Genomic DNA, 18565 nt, shown 5'->3' with positions numbered 1-18565 from the left:
AAGCTGGGGGTGTTGCCTATTTCGAGGAGAAAACCTTGTCCCTGCTGACCCCTTTGATCACCACCGCCGGCCTGATCGGCGGCTACCAGACCGCCCGCTCCACCGGTAACCGCCAGCTGGGCGGGGCCGTGCTCGCCGCCGCCGGTGCCGGTGCATTTGCCCTCTGGAAGCGCGACGCCGGAACGGGCACCGCCGCGGCACTGACCGCGGGCTACGTGGCCGCCTTCGGCCTGTCCCATCCGCTGGCCAAGAAGATGGGCGCCTGGCCTGCCGTTTACACAGTCACGGGTGCCGTGGCCGCGGCCTCGCTGGTTTTCGGCCGACGCCGCTAGCAGCCCGGCCGGCCCGCGGCTCCCAACATCCCGGGGCGCATCAAAAGGTGCGGCCGGGCGGGAATGATCCGCGGGCCGGCGTCGTTAGATCTATTGAACGGTCCGAGAGGGCCGTGACGCGGGAGCCGGGAAACCGGCCGCCCGCAGCTGGATTGGTAACTCAATACGGGGATGATCGGTTTCGACGATGTTTGTTGAGCCAGGGGAAGCGGGCCGAGAACGCAGAGTTATCTCGTTAACGCTCTCTGCAAAACAATAAGTGCCAAACCTATGCGCACTGACTTCGCTCTCGCTGCCTAAGCAGCCGGAGTAGTCCGTCAGCCCGGAGTCGCTCTCGCTCCGGATCCTGGCGTCGTTTAGAGGGCCACTGCCGAACACTCCCGCCGTCGGGGTGTTCGGGACATTTTGACGGCTGGGCCCGGATCAGCCACCTGTATGCAAGATGGCTGGGGCCAAGAAAATCCGACGCATACTGCGCCCGGAGAAGCCCTGACAATACAACACCGGACGGGGGTTCGATTCCCCCCATCTCCACCAGTCTGAAGGCCTGCCCCGTGGGGCGGGCCTTCTTTGTTTCCACGGCCGTTCCGCCTCTGCGTGCGCTGAGTCTCAAGCGCCGGGGGCGCGGCGCTAATCTGGGATACAGACAGCAAGCAGCCGCGGGAAGGAAAACACATGCAGGCATTGATAATTACCCCCGGGCAGAAGGACTCGCTGGAGCTGCGGGAGCTTCCGGAGCCGGAAGCCGGTGAAGGCAGCGTGCTGGTGGAGACGCTCGCGGTGGGCCTGTGCGCCACGGACCGTGAAGTCATTGCCGCCGAGTTCGGCACGGCACCCGCCGACCGGGATTACCTGGTGATGGGACACGAGAACCTCGGCTGCGTTGTCGAGGCCCCCGAAGGCTCGGATCTCGCCGCCGGGGACCTGGTGGTCGGGATCGTCCGCCGCCCCTGTGCCGAAAACTGCCGTGCCTGCGCCGCCGGCGAGTGGGACATGTGCCTGACCGGGACCTACACCGAACACGGTATCGAAGGGCTCGACGGCTTCGCGCGCGAATACTGGCGCGGGGACCCCGAAGACATGGTGAAACTCGAACCCTCGCTGGAACGCGTGGGCGTGCTGCTGGAACCGGCCACCATCCTGGCCAAGGCGTGGGAACAGATCGACCGGATCGGCGGCCGCGCCTACTTCCGGCCGCAGGTAGTCGCCGTGACCGGTGCCGGACCCGTGGGGTTGCTCGGTGCCTTGTTCGGGGTGCAGCGGGGACTCGAAGTGCACGTCTTCGACCTGGAAGAGGACGGGCCGAAGGAAAAGCTGACCAAGGACCTTGGTGCCGTCTTCCACACCGACACCCTCCCCGAATCCGGCATCAACCCGGACATCATCATCGAATGCACCGGCGTACCCACGGTGATCAATGATGTGCTGCAGCACGGCGCCAAAAACTCGGTCACCTGCCTCACGGGTGTCTCCGAACCCGACGGCGAGCAGCCGGTGGATTTGGGCGCCCTGAACCTGAACCTGGTGATGGACAACCGCGTGGTCTTCGGCACCGTCAACGCCAACCGCCGCCACTACCTCAAGGCCGCCGCGGCCCTGGCCAAGAGCGACTCCCGCTGGCTCGAGCAGCTGATTTCGCGCCGGGTTCCGCTGGCGGACTATGCGCAGGCCTTCGAGGACCGCGACGGCGACATCAAAGTGGTGCTGGACCTGCGGGACAACGCCTAACCCGTTCCGCAGGCTATTTCTCCTGGGCGGCTTCGGTGATAGACAGAAGAGACGGAAGCCGCCCAGGCGGCCACGGCAACCTGCATAGGAGGCACGCGCATGCGCAAGGACGCTGACCAGCCGGTTATTCCCGGCGGTTCGGAAGCTGACCGGGCCGAGCAGTCGATGCCCGCGGTTCCCGGTTCGGGCGACGCCGGACCGGCCGGGGAAATCCACCGGGACGGTTCCGAGGCGGACGGCATTGAGCAGGACATTCCCGCAGTTCCGGGCGCAGGCGACGCCGGACCGGAAGGAGAGGTCCACCCCGAGGGGTCAGAGGCCGACATCCTGGAACAGAAGGCGGACGTCCCGGGGAACGACGAGGACTATCCTCCCGGGGACGGCTGATCCCGTTCAGCCAGTGCTTGGTAAGTGATTCCTCCGGGTTCTCAGATTCCCTGTGGTCTGAATAATTCCCCCGTCGCGCAGCGGAGGGAATTACACGCACCTTTCCCGGCCCGCAGCCACGTAGAATGGACGGCGGCAGAACGGGCAACGGAAACAGCAGGTGCGGCGTGGATCTTTTCGACCCGGGGGCGGTGTTCGACGTCGTCGACCTCGCCGGTGTGCTCGCAAACGGAGTCCTCGGCGGCGCCGTGGCGCGGCAGCTGCGGATGGACCCGGTGGGGTTCCTGGTCCTGGCGCTCACGTCGGCGCTGGGCGGCGGCGTGCTGCGTGACACCCTCCTGCAGGCAGGACCGCCCGTAGCGCTGACCAATCCCGCCTATCTCTTCACGGCCATCGCCGGTGCCATCATCGCCTATGCCATCGAGCTCAAGGGCAAATGGGCCAACCGGTTCCTGATTGTGATCGATGCCTTCGCACTGGGTTGCTGGGCCGCCACCGGCACGGCCAAGGCGCTGGGCCTGGGGCTGGAATGGCTCCCGGCCATCCTGATCGGCGTCGTCACCGCCGTGGGCGGCGGCATGATCCGCGACATTGTGGTGGGCCGGGTGCCGGCGATCTTCGGCGGCAACACCCTGTACGCGACCGGTGCCCTCGTAGCCGCCGTCGAAATGGCGATCCTCTACGATCTGGGCCTGCAGAACGTGGGCATGGGCGTGGCCATCGGGACCTGCGCCGTGCTGTGCACGGTGGCCCGCCGCCGCGGGTGGCGGCTGCCCGGGCCGGGGGAGTTCAGCGTCCGGCTGAGCCGGCGCCCGCGCACGGAGGACCGGAGAAGCTCGGGCCAAGGCTGGCCGCGGCCGAAGTTTTGGAAAACCCGGACCCGCCGCTGACCCGTCCGGGACCCGTCCGGGGCCGCCAAGCGCCGAAGCGCCGCCGGCAGCCGCAATTCAGCTTTGCGGTAATTCGCCTCGGAAACCCCCTGAAACAAGAACAAGCGCGGATTTAGTCCCGGAAATTCAGGCTTTCGCAGACTGGATTTGCAGGGAGTAGCGTGGCCAATATGAGTGCTTACAAGAGCGTAAATCCAGCCACCGGAGAAACCCTTCAGGAATTCGCTGAAGCCACCGACGCAGAAATCAACCAGGCCGTCACGGCAGCCCATAAGGCCTTCGCCAGCTGGCGGAACGAGCCCGTGGAAAACCGCACCAAGGTCATCACCCGCGTTGCGGAACTGTACCGGGAACGCGCCGACGAGCTCGCCCAGCTGATTGCCCTCGAAATGGGCAAGCCGCTGCGCGAGGCGAAGAGCGAGGTTGCCCTCTCCGCCAACATCTACGAGTACTACGCCACCCAGGGCCCCGGCTTCATGGCGGACGAGCAGCTCGACGTCAAGGGCGGCGGCAACGCCGTGGTCCGCACCGAACCGGTGGGCGCCCTGCTGGGGATCATGCCGTGGAACTACCCGTACTACCAGGTGGCCCGCTTCGCCGGCCCCAACCTGATGCTCGGTAACACCGTGCTGCTCAAGCACGCGAACAACTGCCCGCAGTCCGCCCTGGCGATGGCACAGATCTTCGCCGACGCCGGCGTGCCCGAGGGAGCCTACGTCAACCTGTTTGCCACCAACGAGCAGGCTGCGGACATCATCGCGGACGCCCGGATCCAGGGCGTTTCCCTGACCGGCTCCGAGCGGGCAGGCTCCGCCGTCGCCGAGGTGGCCGGCCGGAACCTGAAGAAGTACGTCCTCGAATTGGGTGGCAGCGATCCGTTCATCGTCCTGGACACCGAGGACCTCGACGCCACGGTCAAGGCCGGGGTCCTCGGCCGGATGGGCAACGGCGGGCAGGCCTGCAACGCCGCCAAGCGCTTCATCGTGATGGAGGACCTTTACGACGATTTCGTGGAGAAGTTCACCGCCCGGATGTCCGCCATTGAACCCGGCGATCCGCTGCAGCCGGAGACCCGCTTCGGCCCGCTCTCCACGCAGGCTGCCGCAGACGGCCTGGTGGAGCAGATCCGCGACGCCGTGGACAAGGGCGCCACTCTGCACACCGGCGGCAGCCTGATCGACAGGCCGGGTGCCTTCGTACAGCCGACCGTGCTGACCGATGTCACGCCGGAAATGCGGGCCTTCTCCGAAGAGCTGTTCGGCCCGGCCGCCGTCATCTACAAGGTGTCCAGCGAGGAAGAAGCCATTGAACTGGCCAACAACTCCCCGTTCGGTCTGGGCGGAGCGGTGTTCAGTGCCGACGAAGACCGCGCCCTGAACGTCGCCGACCAGCTGGAAAGCGGCATGGTCTGGATCAACGGCACCTCCGGCACGCAGGAGGACCTGCCCTTCGGCGGCGTCAAGCGCTCCGGCGTGGGCCGCGAGCTGGGACGGTTCGGCATGGCCGAGTTCGTCAACAAGAAGCTGATCCGCACCCCGCAGAAGCGGTAGGTCCGGTAAAAAGAACCCGGGGCGGGTCTACCGCCCCGGGTTTTTTATGCCTGCGAGGTTTTGAGGACGAAACCGGCGTAGTCCGGTGCCTCGTCCACCAGCCCGGAGTCGGTGTGGAAGGCCGACGCCACTTTGTAGGACTCCTCGGTGACCTTCGTGGAGGTGGCGATTTCCTTGGGCAGCAGGGCCACCAGCGCGTCCACGGTCTCCGGTTGGGTGTCCTTCAGATACTCGCCCAGGAGGGTCCGGGCCTTTTCCGGGTCGTCCTGGATCAGTGCCAGCGACTTATCCAGTGCCCGGTTGAATCCGTCCACCAGATCCTGTTTGGCCTCGATCTGGGCACCCGTGCTGAACACTGCGCCGTGAATAGGGGACCGCAGGGTTTCGACATCGCCGCGGGTCGGCGAGATGTAGATGCTGCCCTCGCCTGCGGTTTCCACCTGTTGCCCGATGGGCTGGAAGAAACACAGCGCGTCTACCCTGCCGGCGGTCAGGGCGCCGATGGCAGCGGTGGCGGCGCTGCCGATGTTGACCATGGTGGAATCCGTCTGGGCGTTCTTGCCGATCTTCTTGAACAGGTACGTCATCAGCGCTTCGGTTCCGCTGCCCGGTCCGGTGATGCCGATCTGCTTACCCACCAGGGCTTCGATCCGTTCCTCCAGCGGTGCGTCAGCAGAGGGCCCGTCAAAGTTGTTCCCCACCACCACGTCCACGTAGTACTCGGTGACCAGGCCGCTGACCAGCTTCGCGTCGTCGTCGATCTTGTACAGGTTGAACGCGTCCGTAATGACGCCGGCGCCGAGATCGATGCTGCCGGACTTCAGGGCGGCAGCCACCTTGGCACCCGTTCCGAGCCGGGGGCGTTCTCCCATGGTGACTCCTTCAGCGGTGAAGAAGCCCTCCTGCTCGGCTACGAACAAGGGGAAAAACGCGATCGAGTCGCTGATCTGGCCCACATTCAGCACTCCCGAATCGGAGCTGCCGGCGTTGTTGGCGCAGGAGGCCAGGGCAGGGACGGCGGCGATGGCGGGAAGGACGAGCATCGACTTGAGCATGGTGCGTCTGGAGGGGGTAACCGTTTCAAGCATTTGGGGTTCCAATCTGTGGAGGAAGAGTTAGTGCTCGTCCAGCGGCTTCCAGCGGTTGATCCGCTTGCTGAGGACGGCGACGCCGGAGTTCAGGATGGTGGCAACGATGGTCAGCACCACCAGGGTCGCGAAGACGCCGGCAGTGTCGAACTGCGCGGCGGAGGCGTTGATCAGGTAACCGAGTCCTTGGTTGGACGCGACCAGCTCGCCGATGACCGCACCGATCAGTGCGTACGGGATGGCTACCTTCAAGCCGGTAAGGAACCCGGTCATGGAGGAGGGCAGTACCACCTTGAAGGCAACATGGCGGCGGTTGCCGCCCATCAGCCGGACGGCGTCGATCAGGCCGCGGTCCACTTCGCGGACCCCGGCGGCGGTATTGAGGAAGACGAGGAAGAAGACCGTGGCGGCTGCCAGCAGCACCTTCATGTCCATGCCGATGCCGAACCACACAATGAACAGCGGTGCCAGGGCAACCTTGGGGATGGAATACAGGGCGAGCATAAACGGATCCAGCACCTGGTAGAGCAGGTTGAACGAGGCCAGCAGGTATCCCACCAGGGCACCGGCGAGTGCTCCGAAGAAGAACCCGAGGAGGATCTCCTGCAGGGTGATCCAGGTGTGTGTCCAGAGCGTGCCGTCAGTTATCCAGTCCACTAGCCGTTCCAGGATCAGGCTGGGCTTGCTGACGAAGGTGATATCGATGACCGGCCCTGCGGTGATCTGCCACAGGGTCAGGAAGGCCACCAGCACTGCCGCACGCAGGCCCCAGACAATGGTTGAGTGGCCGAACTTGTCCCACCAGGTGCGGTTCAGGTCTTCCTTGACCGGACCGGACCCGGCCGACAGCGGCGGTACCCGGTCCGTTCCCGGTGCCGTTGCCGCCGGCAGTGCCGGCTCGGCCGCGGATGCAGCACTCATGCCGTGGATCCTTCCTTGAGGGCGGCAGCAAGTTTCTTATGCAGTGCCACGAATGTCGGGTCAATCCGGGTTTCATCCACCGACCGGGGTCGCGGAATGTTGATCGGCTCATCCAGCAGGATCCGGCCGAGCTGGCCCAGGACCACAACACGGTCGCCCAGGAGGAGGGCCTCCTCGATGTCATGGGTGACAAAAACCACCGTCTGCCCGGAGCCCTGCCACAACCGCAGCAGTTCCTCCTGAAGTTCGTTGCGCAGCTGCGCATCCAGTGCACCGAAAGGCTCGTCCATCAGGAGGGTTTTCGGCGCCCCTGCCAGCATTCGGGCGAGGCTGGCGCGGCGCCGCATTCCGCCGGAGAGCTCCCGGGGATAGTGGTTCTCGAATCCGGACAGTCCGACCTTGGCGATGAGTGCCTGCGCCACCTCCCGGCGCTTCTCCTTGGATTCGCCGCGGATTTCCAGCGGCATTTCGACATTGCGAACGACGTCGCGCCACGGCATAAGCGTGTCCGACTGCGTCAGGTAGCCGATATCCACGTTGGGTCCGTTGAGTACCGAGCCTTGGTAATGCACGGTTCCCGAGCTGGGCCGGGTAAGCCCGGAGAGCAGGTTCAGCATGGTGGATTTCCCGCAGCCGCTGCGGCCGAGGATGCTGACGAATGTGCCTTCCTCGATGGAAAGGTCAAAGTCCCGCAGGGCAACGGTGGCGGTATTATCGCGCTCGAACTGCTTGCTCAGTCCGGAGATTTCCAGTAGGGAGCTCATACGGCCTGCACCTTGCTCCGGTGGTGGGACGGGGCATCCGGGAGCGGTTCCGCGCCGGCCAGCCAGCGGCTGTTATGCACCGTCATCAACCGGACCTCTTCCTCCGTGAAATCCTGCGCCAGCAGCAGGTCCGCGGCGATGGCCAACCCGTCCTCGACGGGAGGGTTGAAGGGCTGTCCGAGGTCACTGCTGATGACTGAGTTCTCAGGGCCGGCATGGCGGATGTTGGAGAACCAGAGGTCCCAGGAGACCTTGCCGGTAAGGGGAGTGGTCAGGCACCGCTCCAGCAGGGCTCCCTGCTCCGCCAGCTCCCGCTGCTGATCCAGCAACATGCGCTGGGAGGTGAACTCCGGGTGGGTAATCACCATCCGGCGTACGCCCAACTCCACGGCTGCCGGAATCAGGCTGCCCGATTCGTCGGCGTGCAGGTGGCCGGTTGCGAGCGTCATGTCGTGCTTTGCGATCAGCTCCAGGACCTGGCGGGCCTCTGGAACCAGCCCGCCCCCGGATTCCACCTCCACAGCGGGTGCGGCCATGCCGGCGGCGCGCAGGTCCTCCTGCAGCTGGGCCCACATGGGCGGGGTCGCGCCTTCGGGTTCTTCCGAGAGGCAGGACCGCTGGTTTGAGCTGTCCACGGTTGGCAGCCAGACAAACTGCGCTCCGCCACGGGCGGCGATCTCCACGGCGATAGGGTTCAGGCCCCCCACGGAGGCGTTCAGGGTGATGGCCCCAAGGACATCCACGTCCGGGTGTACCTTGCGGACGACGGCGGCGCGCTCTGCGGTGGGCGTGTAGTGGGACTTGAGCACAAATCCGGCCATTCCGAGCTCCGCGAAACGGGCGGCTAGATCAATATCGTCAATTCGGCGGTGCATAACGTCCGGCGCAATGTGCACGTGGACGTCATAGGCGTCCCGGACCAGGTCCCGTGCGCGGGCGGAGGGCTGGTGATGGTCGGACATAAGGCTCCCTTGCCTGTTCAGCGGTTGGTGCCCAAATTGTCGCCAATAATGTCAACGGTTGTCAATGTTCAAAAGTGACCTGCTTCACAATCGCCCACAATTCGGGCAGGACAATGAACAGCGCCGACGCGAAATGCGCCGGCGCGCGGATTCTGGTGGCGGCAGGGTCCGGCTAAGCCGAGCGGACGTTGTCCGGTTCCGATTGCCCTGCGCGTTCGCTTCGCCCGTTGAATACCACATACCGGTAGGCGAAATAGCGGAAGATATTGCCCAAGGCGATTCCCACCACGTTGCCGGAAATGTTGTCCGCAAACGTGCTGCGGAAACCCAGCACGTAGTGGGAGATGTACAGGCAGCCGGTGGAAATGAGCAGTCCCACCAGGTTGGTGAGGGCGAACAGCAGCGTCTCGCTGCGGATGCTCCGGGTGCGCAGCTTCCGGAAGGTCAGGTAACGGCTGCCCAGCCACGAAACGGTCGTGGCCGCCGCCACGGAGATGGTCTTGGCGAGAATCGGGCTGTCCGGTACCAGGGTGGCGGAGAGAATATTGAACAGGCCTACGTCTACCACGAAGGCGACGGCGCCGACTGCCGAAAACGAGCCCAGACGGCGGACGATTGCGCGCACCTTGCTGGTTTCTGCCATTACCGAAAAATCCGTTCAACGCATTGCTGCGGGACGCAGCTTCCTGCCCTTGCCGGTGCGCACACGCGGGGAGGGACTTTTACCTTTCGGATGATGGCACAAAGTGGATTTGGCCTCAAAATCCGTGCCGATGCAAGCCGGATCAGGGCAATGTGACCGTAAATACAGTGCCTTTGCCGGCCTCGCTTTCCATTGCGATGGTGCCCCCGTGCTCTTCCACAATGCGCTTGGTGATCACCAGGCCGAGCCCGACGCCGGGGATCTGCGCCCGGCGTGCGGTTCCGGAGCGGAAGAACTTGGTGAAGACCTCCGCCTGCTCGGCCTCGGTCATGCCAATGCCGGCGTCCGCTACCCGAAGGACAGTGGAGCCGCCTTCGGTGCGCCAGGCGCTGACCGTCACCTGGCCGCCGTCGGGCGAGTATTTCACCGCGTTGGAGAGCAGGTTATCCAGCACCTGGGAAATGCGCTTGGGATCGACCATTGCAGGCAGGGTCTCGGGGACCTCGGCAACGATGGTGACCGCGTTGATTTCGGCACGCGGTGCGGCGGAGGTGATGCCGGAGCGGACCAGATCGCTGAGGTCGGTGACTTCCTGCTGAACGTTGGCGGAACCGGCTGCGGCCGTGAGCAGGTCCGAGACCAGGTGCAGCAGCTTCTCGGAATTCCGCTGGGCCACCTTCAGCGAGGAGGCCACATATGCCGGGATCGCATCCTCTTCATCCAGCGCCAGTTCCAGATAGCCCATGATCGAGGTCAACGGGGTACGCAGTTCGTGGGACACATTCGCCACGAAATCGTCCTTCGCCGCCACGGCGTTCACCAGGCCGGTGACGTCGCTGTAGGCGATCACGGAACCGCGGAAGGCGTCGCCGTCGCCCTTGACGGAGCGGGCCGAGACGCTCAGCGCCTTCTGCTCTTCGCCGGTCCCGTACCAGACCAGTTGGTCGGAGAAGGACTGGCCCCGGGCTGCCCGCTTCACCGGGCGCTGGTCCACCGGGATGGGCGTGGTGCGGTCCGGTCCGAAAATGTACATCTCCGCTTCGGTGGGGCGGGTGGTGAAGGAAGGGGCGGCGAGGCGTTCGTGGAGCTGCTGGCGCGAATTAGTCAGGATGCGTCGGCCGTCCCCGTCAATGACCGCCACCCCCACCCGGATGGTGTTCAGGATGGTTTCCAGCATCGATTCCTTGCGCAGGCTCTCCATCAGCGAAGCCTGCAGGACCACGTCCTTTTCCTGCAGCACCACTGCCTGGGCGGTGAGGCTGGCCTCAGCCTCGGCGCGGGCGGCCTCGGCGTCCTCGGCGGTGCGCAGGGCCGAGATGAGGTCACGCTCATACAACCGCCGCTCGTGCGCATAGAAGGCAACCACCTGGTCAAGGGCCGGCCGGCCGCCGGCTGCGGGGGAGCGGGTGGCGGAGAGCAGGACCGGGATGCGCTGGCCTTCGGGGCCCAAAAGGTCGACGGCGAGTTCGGCAAACGCGGCGTTCAACGCCAGCTGCGGCATGGCGTGGGTGGTGTAGACAATCCGGTCGCCCACGGGCAGCAGCTTCAGGAAGCTGGTGCCGCGGACCTCGTCCAACGCCTTGCCGAGCCATTTCTGCGCGGTGCCGTTGGCGTCCACCACCGTGCCGTCCGTCAGGGTGATGAAATAGCCCGCCGGAGCGGTTTGGGACAGGGCGCGGTAGTCGAGCCGGAAATCCAGGTCCACGATGCGCCTACTTCGACTGTTGCAGGTAGGCGAGGATGATGTCTGCGGTCTCCTCGGGCGCACTGACATGGGGGAGATGGCCGGTGGCCTTCATCTGCACCAGCGTGCTTTGCGGAATGTGTTCCTGCAGGTAGCGGCCCACATGGTCCGGGGCCAGCAGGTCCGCGGATGCCTGCATGATCAGCGCGGGGACAGACACCCGGGGCAGCAGGCTCCTGACATCGGTCAGGAATGCCACGCGGGCAAACTGGCGGGCGATGCCGGGGTTGACCCGGCAGAAACTGCCTTCGAGTTCGGCGCCCAAAGCCGGAGCTGCCGGGTTGCCCATGATTACCGGCGCCATGGTGGCGGCCCAGACGAGGTAATTGGTGTCCAGGGAAACAAGAAGTTCGTCCAGGTCCGCCCGGCTGAAACCGCCTTCGTAGCCGTCCTCGGGATAGTCCAGGTAACTGGGCGACGGGGCTACCAGGATGATCCGGGCAAAGCGTTCCGAATCGGTGGCCCCGGCAGCAATGGCCATCATGGCGCTGACACTGTGGCCGATAAAGGTGACGTCCCGCAGGTCCAGATCAACACACAGTTCCAGGACATCGGCTACGTAGCCGTCCAGCGTGGCGTACTTCGCCGGGGTGTAGGCAGCGAGGTCGGAACCCCCGGCACCGACGTGGTCGAAGAGAACCACTTTGTACTCGTCGGTGAAACGGGGCAGTACCCGGGACCACATGCCCTGGTCGCAGCCGAAACCGTGGGCGAAAAGCAGTACCGGTCCGTCCGCTCGTCCCAGTACGCGAACATTGTTCCGGGTGCGGATATCAGTCTTCATTAACCTGTACGCCTGCTTTTCTTCTTATTCCGTGCCCGCATTGCCGTGAGCCGAGTCTCAGCAAATATTACAGGTCCAATACCGCTTAAACGGCCAGCGGGGACGCATATGGAAATGCGCTGTCGAGGGCCGGTTGTAATGCCGGGAAAACGGTTGTCCTTCCGGCCCCACTCACCAATCGAAAGTGCATCAGTTACCGTTTAGCACCCCGAAAACGGTAACTACCGCTTTTTCGCCACGGCATAGCGGAGTTCCGCTGCGCCGCCGTCGAACTGCGTGCTGGCGATCATGCGCATGGGGGCGGTGGGACCGGACACCGGCAGGAGGCGCCGCCCGCTGCCCAACGCCACCGGCATGTAAGTGACCCACAGTTCGTCCAGCAGTCCGGCTTCGGCGAACTGCGCCGCCACGTTGCCTCCGCCCACCACCCAGATGTTCCCTTCTCCCGCCGCATCACGAGCCGCCTCGAAGACCTTCCGTACGTCACCGGAGGCAAACCGTACGTCCCCCTGCGCCGGAGCGGACTCCTCCCCGTGCGTGAGTACCCAGCACGGCTGGGTGTACTCCCAGCTTTCCGGTTGCTCCGCCCGGACCCAGCGGTAGGTTTCCGCCCCCATAACCACCGCGCCGACGTCGGCCATGAACCTGTCGTAGTGGTCCTGGAACGCCTCGAAACCGAACTGGAGCAGCCAGTCCAGGCGGTCGTCATCGGTGGCAATAAAACCGTCAAGGGAGGATGCGACGTAATAGATGACCTTGGGCATGGGATGAGGATAGCCCTCGGCAACGGGAGGGAAGTAGTGCGGGCGGGCTTAGCAGGCCGGAATGGAATTACTTGCCCAAGAATGTTCCGAGCGGAGTCTTTCGCAGCTGCAGGGGGGCGTTCAACCAAGCATCTGGGATAGGTTGATAGGCAGTGAACCATAAGTAGCCTGATCATTTCCGAGTCGGTGATTTCAGCCGGCCGGGCGCGACAGTACGGAAGGAAAAAACATGAGTGAGCGGCTCGTAGCGGATCTGATTGTCGAACGACTGCAGGCCTGGAACGTGGACCGGGTGTTCGGCTACAGCGGAGACGGCATTAACACGGTCCTGGGCGCGATGCGCCGCAGCGGTGACCCCGAGTTCATCCAGGTCCGGCACGAGGAGAACGCCGCATTCATGGCGGTGGGGCACGCGAAGTACACCGGCGGGGTAGGGGTGATGATGTCCACCCAGGGGCCCGGCGCCATCCACCTGCTCAACGGCCTGTACGACGCCAGGCTGGACGGGGCGCCCGTGGTGGCCATTGTCGGACAGCAGTCCCGCAGCGTGCTGGGGTCCTCCTACATGCAGGAGGTGGATCTGATGAACCTGACCCGGGACGTTGCCTCGGCGTTCCGCCAGCAGATCAATTCCCCGGAGCAGGTCCCGCTGGTGCTGGACCGCGCGTTCAAGAAGGCGCTGGCCACCGGCACGCCCGCCGTCGTCATCATCCCGCATGACGTGCAGCAGGCCCCGGCGCCGGAACTGGAACAGGAGCACGGCATCCTGAACACCGTCCCGGTGTTCAGCCCCGCGCGGACCTCACCGGCCGAAGCGGACATCCGGGCTGCCGCGGATCTGATCAATTCCGGCGAGCGGGTGGCCCTGCTGGTTGGGCAGGGCGCCCGCGACGCCCGCGCCCAGGTCGCCGCCTTGGCTGAGAAGATCGGTGCGGGCATCACCACCAGCCTGCTCGGCAAACCGTACGTGGATGAAACCCTGCCGCTCGCCGCCGGAACCATGGGGCACCTTGGCACCAGTTCCGCCGGCTACGTGATGGACAACTGCGACACCCTGCTGATCATCGGGTCCAGCGACCCATGGACGGAGTTCTATCCCAAGCCGGGGACCGCGCGCGGGGTGCAGATTGACCGGGACGCTTCGGCAATCGGGAACCGCTACCCGGTGGAGGTCGGCATCACGGGAGATGCCGTAGCCAGCCTGGACGCCCTGATTCCGTTGCTGGAAGCTAAACCGGATGCTCCCTGGCGGCGGCAGGTGGAGGAAAGCGTGCGCCGCTGGCACGACCTGGCCCGGGTGCGGGCCATGACGCCTGCCGATCCGGTGAACCCCGAACGCGTGGTCTACGAGCTGAACCGCCGCCTGCCGGACAATGCGCAGGTGGCGGTCGACGTCGGCAGTTCCGTGTACTGGTACGCGCGGCAGCTGCACCTTCCGGAGGGCGTGCCGGCGCACCTGTCCAGCACGCTGGCCAGCATGGGCTGCGCCGTGCCGTACGGACTGGCCGCGAAGCTGGCCTATCCGGACCGTCCGGTGGTGGCGCTCTCCGGCGACGGCGCCATGCAGATGGCCGGGGTGACCGAACTGATCACCCTCAGCCGGCTCTGGCAGAAGTGGGAGGATCCGCGGTTCGTTCTCTGCGTACTGAACAACCGCGAGCTGGCGGAGGTCACCTGGGAACAGCGCGAGATGGAGGGTGATCCCCGGTTCGAGGACAGCCAGTCGCTGCCGGACTTCAAGTACGCCGAGTACGCCAAGCTGCTGGGACTGGAAAGCATCCGGGTGGAGGATCCTGAGCTCCTGGGCGAGGCCTGGGACGTGGCGCTCGCCGCCACCCGGCCGTTCCTGATCGAGGTAATCACCGATCCCGCAGTACCGCTGCTTCCGCCGTTCCCCAGCGGGGCCGCCCAGGCCGAAACCATGAAGGACGGCCTGGCGCAGGAGGGCGCCGCGGGCGAGCACGCGCGCCGGCTGCTGGATATTTACCTGGAGCAGGAAGAAGGCCTGTACCGGGACCTCTGAGCAGGCGGAGGGGGAGGCAGGGAACAACCCCGGACACCGGAACGGGCGCACCCGCGGTGGGTGCGCCCGTTCCTCCGTTCGGTGCCCGTCCTAGGTGCGGGTCGGCGCGCCGAGCTCCACGGGTTCCTCATCATTCAGGTAGGCAGACTCGGAGTGGGCCATGAGGTCGATGCCCCGAAGTTCACTTTCCTCGGGGATGCGCAGGCCGATGGTCAGCTGCAGCACCTTGGCAATCAGCCAGGTCACCACGAAGGAGTAGACCAGTACGGCTCCGCAGGCGATTGCCTGGCTGCCGAGCAGGGAGAAGCCGCCGCCGTAGAAGAGGCCACTGACTCCGTTAGGTGCCGCCTCGGTGGCGAACAGGCCAATCAGGAGGGTGCCCAGCAGGCCGCCGACGGCGTGTACCGCCACCACGTCCAGCGAGTCGTCGAAGCCAAGGCGGAACTTCAACTCGATGGCCAGCGAGCAGACCAGTCCGGCGATCGCACCGATGGCGACGGCGCCCAGGGGGCTGACCGCCCCGCAGGCGGGGGTGATGGCCACCAATGCGGCGATCAGGCCTGACGCCGCCCCCAGGCTCGAGGAGCGGCCCAGCCGCAGGCGTTCCATCAGCATCCAGCCGAGCATGCCCGCAGCTGCCGCGACTGCCGTATTAAGGAAGACGACGGCGGCTGAGTGGCCGGCGCTGAGGGCGGAACCGGCGTTGAAGCCGTACCACCCGATCCAGAGCAGGCTTGCTCCCAGCAGGATCAGCGGGCGGCTGTGCGGCTGGCCGTGCGAGTGCGGCCAGCCTTTGCTGCGGCCCAGGACCAGTGCCAGGGCCAGGGCGGCAACGCCGGCGTTCAGGTGCACCGCGGTGCCGCCGGCGAAGTCGATGGCGCCCAGCTGGTTGGCGATCCAGCCGCCGACGACGGTGCCCTCGGCGTTGTCGAAAGCGAACACCCAGTGCGCCACCGGGAAGTAGACCAGCGTGGCCCAGAGCCCGGCGAAGACCATCCAGGCGCCGAACTTCATCCGTCCGGCCGCGGAGCCGGCAACCAGGGCGGTGGTTACACACGCGAACATCAGCTGGAAGACGGCAAACAGGGCCACCGGGATGGATGCGGCCGGATCTTCTGTAAGGAGTTCGGAGAGGCCGAGGTATTCCAGCGGGTCGCCCAGCAGGCCCATGCCGCCCAGCGAGTCGCCGAACGCGGCGGAATAGCCGTAAAGCACCCAAAGGACGGCCACGAGGCTGGCCCCGCCAAAGCACATCATCATCATGTTCAGGATCCGCCGTGAGCCCACCATGCCGCCGTAGAAGAAGGCGATTCCGGGGATCATCAGGCAGACCAATGCGGAGCTGGCCAGCAGCCAGGCCGTGTTTCCAGAGTCCATGGAGGTACTCCCGTTCGGGTTGTGCGCCCGTTCCTGCCTCTGCCGATGCAGCCGGGCGGAGAATATGGACGGGCCAGCCCCCCGCGGCTGGCCGGCACCCCGGTACCGGCGGCGCTGGTTTAAGCATGGGGCCGGTATGTTTCGGCCGGGAGCGCCTGCAGGTTAGCGCTGCGTTAACGCGGTCTGGATGTCTGCTGGGAGGTTTCTGGACGTGCAGGGCGGGGGCGCGGGGGCCGACCGCGGACTAAGCGTTACGGGGCATGCCGCGGCCGAAGGCAAAGGCTCGGACAATCTGGATTACACCCAGGACAACAAGGAAGATCCCGCCGTAAATCACCAGAACCGCGAGGGTCTCCAAGGGGAGGAAGAGCACCACTATTCCGGCGAGGATGCTCAGGATGCCCAGCACAATGGCGAACCAGCGGGAGCCGCCGCGGTCGGACTCGGCCAGGGCCATCACGCCCTCCACAATCCACGCGATCCCGATTACCAGCCCGAGCGCCGTCAGGCTTTCCATGGGGTTGCGCATGGCGATCACGCCGACCACCAGCAGGGCCAACCCCACCAGGATGTTGAGGATCTTCAGCCCTGCGCCCAATCCGGTGAAAACGCCGAGCAGGATGCGGACGGCACCGGCAATGAGGAAATACAGGCCAAAGAGGACCGCGAGCACCTCGAGCGTCGCTCCGGGCCAGAAGAGGATAAGCAGCCCCAGGACCACGGAAACCAGACCGGTGATGCCCAGTCCGAGGCGGATTCCCCGCACTACGGACTTGGCCAGGTTCAGGGCGTCCAATGCGAACCCGCCCTGTTGATGGAACTCGCTGCCTGAAGCGGACATCCTCAAGACCTCCAGAGAGATTCCCCCATCGGCCCGGCGGGGCGCCGGTCTCCCCAGTATCCGATGCCAACACCCTGCTTCTCTAGGGAACAGCCGCAGAACCGGCCGGCCGGACCCGGATCACCACTGCGGCTGCCCGGCACCGTCAGGAACAGGTGCACCCGTTAGAAACCCAGCAGGTCCCGGACCTCGGCATCGGTGGTCTGGCCGAACCGGCGGTACGCCAGTCCCACGGCGTCCAGTCCGCTGTGCGGCCAGGGCACCACGACGTCGTCTGCCGGTGGGCTGAGCAGCTCCGCCGCACTGCCGCACGCTACCGGCGCGGCGGCGACCAGCCGGGCCGGGTCCAGCTGCCGGACGGCACCAAGTGCCGCGCGCATGGTCGCTCCGGTGGCCAGCCCGTCATCCACCGCAATGACCGTGCAGCCGGCAATGCGACGTTCCGGTAATCCGTGGCGGAACAGCTCCTCCCGTCTCCGGACCTCGCCGAGCTGTTCCTCGGCGGCGGCCGCGAATAGGGCCTCTGCGTCCTGCGTGCGGCTGCGCCAATACCGGAGCACGTCCTCATTGCGGACGGTGCAGACCGTTCCCGCGATGCCGGCCACTGCGCCGGCGGCCAGTTCGGGCTGTTCCGGATAGCCGATCTTCCGCACCACCACCACGTCCAGCGGCGCGGACAATGCGCGGGCCACCTCGGCCGCCACCGGAATCCCGCCGCGGGGGAGGCCCAGCACCAGCAGGCCCGGTACACCCGCGTAAGCCGACAGCCCGACGGCGAGGGCGCGGCCGGCGTCGGCGCGGTCCTGCCAGCGGGGGGAGGGGGCGGAGGAGGAGAAGAACATGGGATGGGGTTATCCGGTGGGACGGAGAATGGGGTTCGGTGCTCCTCCCAAGCTAGGGACCGCGGCAGGCACCGGCAAGGGGTCCACCCAACCGCCGCGTTGCCAAACCGGGGCCGGCATAGAAAGGTGGCCTTATGACGCAGACAGCAGTGATTACAGGAGCCACTTCCGGAATAGGTGCGGAGTTCGCCCGCCAGCTGGCGCAGCGCGGCTATGACCTGGTGCTCACCGGCCGGAATACCGAGCGGCTGGAATCCACCGCGGCGGAACTGGCCAGGGACTACTCCGTGAAGACCGAGTGGATCGCGGCCGACCTCGCCACCCGGGAGGGAGTGGACGCCGTCGCCGACCGCGTGCAGAAACCCGACGTCGGACTCCTGGTCAATAACGCCGGATACGGCTTGAAAAACGATTTTGCCCGGAACGAGCTGCAGGCTGAGATCGACCACCTGAACGTGCTGGTGGGGGCGCCGCTGCAGCTGAGCCACACTGCACTGAACGCGATGCAGTCCAACGGCGGCGGCCGGATCATCAACGTGGCCTCGGTGGCCGGCTTCATTCCCCGCGGAACCTACAGTGCAGCCAAGGCATGGGTGATCAACTTCAGCCGCTGGGCCAACCTCTACTACCGGGGCCGCGGCATCACCGTGACTGCGGTATGTCCGGGCTTCGTACACACGGATTTCCACGCACGGATGGAAATGGACAAGAGCCTTTACCCCAAGTGGATGTGGCTCAATGCGGACCGCGTGGTGCGCGAAGCCCTGGCGGACGCCTTCGCGGGCAAGGGCGTCTCGATTCCGTCCAAGCGGTACCGGGTCCTGGCCACGGTGGGCAGCCGGGCGCCGCAGGCACTGGTGGCCCGGCTGGCGGGCCGGGGGCGGTAGGGGAGCGGCCGACGTCGGACGTCACGGAAGCTGGCGCA

The 18565-nt window shown here is 65.8% G+C and carries 18 protein-coding genes and 1 other RNA gene; 8 read left to right on the top strand and 11 right to left on the bottom strand.

Annotation, left to right across the window (positions count from 1 at the left end):
* Nucleotides 1–35 precede the first annotated feature (35 nt).
* The 6 genes from N2K98_RS15465 to N2K98_RS15440 all read left to right on the top strand — a co-directional run bounded on the left by N2K98_RS15465 (nucleotide 36) and on the right by N2K98_RS15440 (nucleotide 4887).
* Entirely contained in the window at nucleotides 36–332 is a 297-nt protein-coding gene (locus N2K98_RS15465; protein WP_370646353.1) for a hypothetical protein, read from the top strand.
* A gap of 167 nt (nucleotides 333–499) precedes the next feature.
* Nucleotides 500–869, top strand: a transfer-messenger RNA (tmRNA) gene (gene ssrA, locus N2K98_RS15460).
* 138 nt (nucleotides 870–1007) lie between these two features.
* The gene (locus N2K98_RS15455; protein ID WP_255864744.1) at nucleotides 1008–2060 is read left to right on the top strand and encodes a glucose 1-dehydrogenase; all 1053 of its coding nucleotides are present in this window, start codon (nucleotides 1008–1010) and stop codon (nucleotides 2058–2060) included.
* A gap of 99 nt (nucleotides 2061–2159) precedes the next feature.
* Entirely contained in the window at nucleotides 2160–2447 is a 288-nt protein-coding gene (locus N2K98_RS15450) for a hypothetical protein (RefSeq protein WP_255864745.1), read from the top strand.
* Nucleotides 2448–2614: 167 nt separating this feature from the next.
* Nucleotides 2615–3337 (top strand): trimeric intracellular cation channel family protein, encoded by a 723-nt coding sequence (locus N2K98_RS15445; protein WP_255864746.1) that lies wholly within the window; start codon nucleotides 2615–2617, stop codon nucleotides 3335–3337.
* 170 nt (nucleotides 3338–3507) lie between these two features.
* A complete protein-coding gene (locus tag N2K98_RS15440) occupies nucleotides 3508–4887 on the top strand; it encodes an NAD-dependent succinate-semialdehyde dehydrogenase (RefSeq protein WP_255864747.1) in 1380 nt (459 codons plus the stop codon).
* A 44-nt stretch (nucleotides 4888–4931) separates the two neighbouring features.
* Here the strand turns inward: N2K98_RS15440 and N2K98_RS15435 are convergent, their stop codons facing one another.
* The 8 genes from N2K98_RS15435 to N2K98_RS15400 form a co-directional block, all read right to left on the bottom strand.
* Nucleotides 4932–5975: an ABC transporter substrate-binding protein gene (locus N2K98_RS15435; RefSeq protein WP_255864748.1), complete on the bottom strand. Its 1044-nt coding sequence runs from the start codon at nucleotides 5973–5975 to the stop codon at nucleotides 4932–4934.
* 27 nt (nucleotides 5976–6002) lie between these two features.
* Complete coding sequence (locus N2K98_RS15430) at nucleotides 6003–6896, bottom strand: ABC transporter permease (protein ID WP_229950701.1); 894 nt, start codon at nucleotides 6894–6896, stop codon at nucleotides 6003–6005.
* The gene (locus N2K98_RS15425; RefSeq protein WP_229950699.1) at nucleotides 6893–7660 is read right to left on the bottom strand and encodes an ABC transporter ATP-binding protein; all 768 of its coding nucleotides are present in this window, start codon (nucleotides 7658–7660) and stop codon (nucleotides 6893–6895) included. Before N2K98_RS15425 ends, N2K98_RS15430 begins: the two co-directional genes overlap by 4 nt.
* A complete protein-coding gene (locus tag N2K98_RS15420; protein ID WP_255864749.1) occupies nucleotides 7657–8622 on the bottom strand; it encodes a DUF6282 family protein in 966 nt (321 codons plus the stop codon). Before N2K98_RS15420 ends, N2K98_RS15425 begins: the two co-directional genes overlap by 4 nt.
* Nucleotides 8623–8794: 172 nt before the next feature.
* Nucleotides 8795–9265, bottom strand: a complete 471-nt coding sequence (locus N2K98_RS15415; RefSeq protein WP_255796631.1) for a GtrA family protein — start codon at nucleotides 9263–9265, stop codon at nucleotides 8795–8797.
* 142 nt (nucleotides 9266–9407) lie between these two features.
* Nucleotides 9408–10970: an ATP-binding protein gene (locus tag N2K98_RS15410; protein WP_255864750.1), complete on the bottom strand. Its 1563-nt coding sequence runs from the start codon at nucleotides 10968–10970 to the stop codon at nucleotides 9408–9410.
* 7 nt (nucleotides 10971–10977) lie between these two features.
* Entirely contained in the window at nucleotides 10978–11793 is an 816-nt protein-coding gene (locus N2K98_RS15405) for an alpha/beta fold hydrolase (RefSeq protein WP_255864751.1), read from the bottom strand.
* 221 nt (nucleotides 11794–12014) lie between these two features.
* A complete protein-coding gene (locus tag N2K98_RS15400; protein WP_255864752.1) occupies nucleotides 12015–12557 on the bottom strand; it encodes a dihydrofolate reductase family protein in 543 nt (180 codons plus the stop codon).
* 229 nt (nucleotides 12558–12786) lie between these two features.
* Between N2K98_RS15400 and N2K98_RS15395 the strand changes: the two genes are divergently transcribed.
* On the top strand, nucleotides 12787–14580 hold the full coding sequence (locus N2K98_RS15395; RefSeq protein ID WP_255864753.1) for a thiamine pyrophosphate-requiring protein: 1794 nt from the start codon (nucleotides 12787–12789) through the stop codon (nucleotides 14578–14580).
* A gap of 90 nt (nucleotides 14581–14670) precedes the next feature.
* Here N2K98_RS15395 and N2K98_RS15390 read toward each other — a convergent pair whose 3' ends face one another.
* The 3 genes from N2K98_RS15390 to N2K98_RS15380 form a co-directional block, all read right to left on the bottom strand.
* On the bottom strand, nucleotides 14671–15957 hold the full coding sequence (locus N2K98_RS15390) for an ammonium transporter (RefSeq protein WP_255796636.1): 1287 nt from the start codon (nucleotides 15955–15957) through the stop codon (nucleotides 14671–14673).
* Between the two features lie 244 nt (nucleotides 15958–16201).
* The gene (locus N2K98_RS15385; RefSeq protein ID WP_255864754.1) at nucleotides 16202–16798 is read right to left on the bottom strand and encodes an HdeD family acid-resistance protein; all 597 of its coding nucleotides are present in this window, start codon (nucleotides 16796–16798) and stop codon (nucleotides 16202–16204) included.
* A 164-nt stretch (nucleotides 16799–16962) separates the two neighbouring features.
* Nucleotides 16963–17640 (bottom strand): phosphoribosyltransferase, encoded by a 678-nt coding sequence (locus tag N2K98_RS15380; RefSeq protein WP_255796638.1) that lies wholly within the window; start codon nucleotides 17638–17640, stop codon nucleotides 16963–16965.
* A 134-nt stretch (nucleotides 17641–17774) separates the two neighbouring features.
* Between N2K98_RS15380 and N2K98_RS15375 the strand changes: the two genes are divergently transcribed.
* Nucleotides 17775–18527 carry an SDR family NAD(P)-dependent oxidoreductase gene (locus N2K98_RS15375; RefSeq protein WP_255864755.1) on the top strand — a complete coding sequence of 251 codons (753 nt, stop codon included), beginning with the start codon at nucleotides 17775–17777 and terminating at the stop codon, nucleotides 18525–18527.
* Nucleotides 18528–18565 lie beyond the last annotated feature (38 nt).

The organism is Arthrobacter jinronghuae (assembly GCF_025244825.1).
GTDB lineage: Bacteria > Actinomycetota > Actinomycetes > Actinomycetales > Micrococcaceae > Arthrobacter_B > Arthrobacter_B jinronghuae.
This window is presented reverse-complemented; position numbering and strand designations above follow the sequence as displayed.

Excerpts from the sequence above, each read along its gene's own strand:
- N2K98_RS15400 (WP_255864752.1), bottom strand. The coding sequence starts at position 12,557 with ATGCCCAAGGTCATCTATTACGTCGCATCCTCCCTTGACGGTTTTATT.
- N2K98_RS15420 (WP_255864749.1), bottom strand. The coding sequence starts at position 8,622 with ATGTCCGACCATCACCAGCCCTCCGCCCGCGCACGGGACCTGGTCCGG.
- N2K98_RS15390 (WP_255796636.1), bottom strand. The coding sequence starts at position 15,957 with ATGGACTCTGGAAACACGGCCTGGCTGCTGGCCAGCTCCGCATTGGTC.
- N2K98_RS15435 (WP_255864748.1), bottom strand. The coding sequence starts at position 5,975 with ATGCTTGAAACGGTTACCCCCTCCAGACGCACCATGCTCAAGTCGATG.
- N2K98_RS15405 (WP_255864751.1), bottom strand. The coding sequence starts at position 11,793 with ATGAAGACTGATATCCGCACCCGGAACAATGTTCGCGTACTGGGACGA.
- N2K98_RS15430 (WP_229950701.1), bottom strand. The coding sequence starts at position 6,896 with ATGAGTGCTGCATCCGCGGCCGAGCCGGCACTGCCGGCGGCAACGGCA.
- N2K98_RS15375 (WP_255864755.1), top strand. The coding sequence starts at position 17,775 with ATGACGCAGACAGCAGTGATTACAGGAGCCACTTCCGGAATAGGTGCG.
- N2K98_RS15425 (WP_229950699.1), bottom strand. The coding sequence starts at position 7,660 with ATGAGCTCCCTACTGGAAATCTCCGGACTGAGCAAGCAGTTCGAGCGC.
- N2K98_RS15440 (WP_255864747.1), top strand. The coding sequence starts at position 3,508 with ATGAGTGCTTACAAGAGCGTAAATCCAGCCACCGGAGAAACCCTTCAG.
- N2K98_RS15380 (WP_255796638.1), bottom strand. The coding sequence starts at position 17,640 with ATGTTCTTCTCCTCCTCCGCCCCCTCCCCCCGCTGGCAGGACCGCGCC.
- N2K98_RS15450 (WP_255864745.1), top strand. The coding sequence starts at position 2,160 with ATGCGCAAGGACGCTGACCAGCCGGTTATTCCCGGCGGTTCGGAAGCT.
- N2K98_RS15385 (WP_255864754.1), bottom strand. The coding sequence starts at position 16,798 with ATGTCCGCTTCAGGCAGCGAGTTCCATCAACAGGGCGGGTTCGCATTG.
- N2K98_RS15455 (WP_255864744.1), top strand. The coding sequence starts at position 1,008 with ATGCAGGCATTGATAATTACCCCCGGGCAGAAGGACTCGCTGGAGCTG.
- N2K98_RS15415 (WP_255796631.1), bottom strand. The coding sequence starts at position 9,265 with ATGGCAGAAACCAGCAAGGTGCGCGCAATCGTCCGCCGTCTGGGCTCG.
- N2K98_RS15395 (WP_255864753.1), top strand. The coding sequence starts at position 12,787 with ATGAGTGAGCGGCTCGTAGCGGATCTGATTGTCGAACGACTGCAGGCC.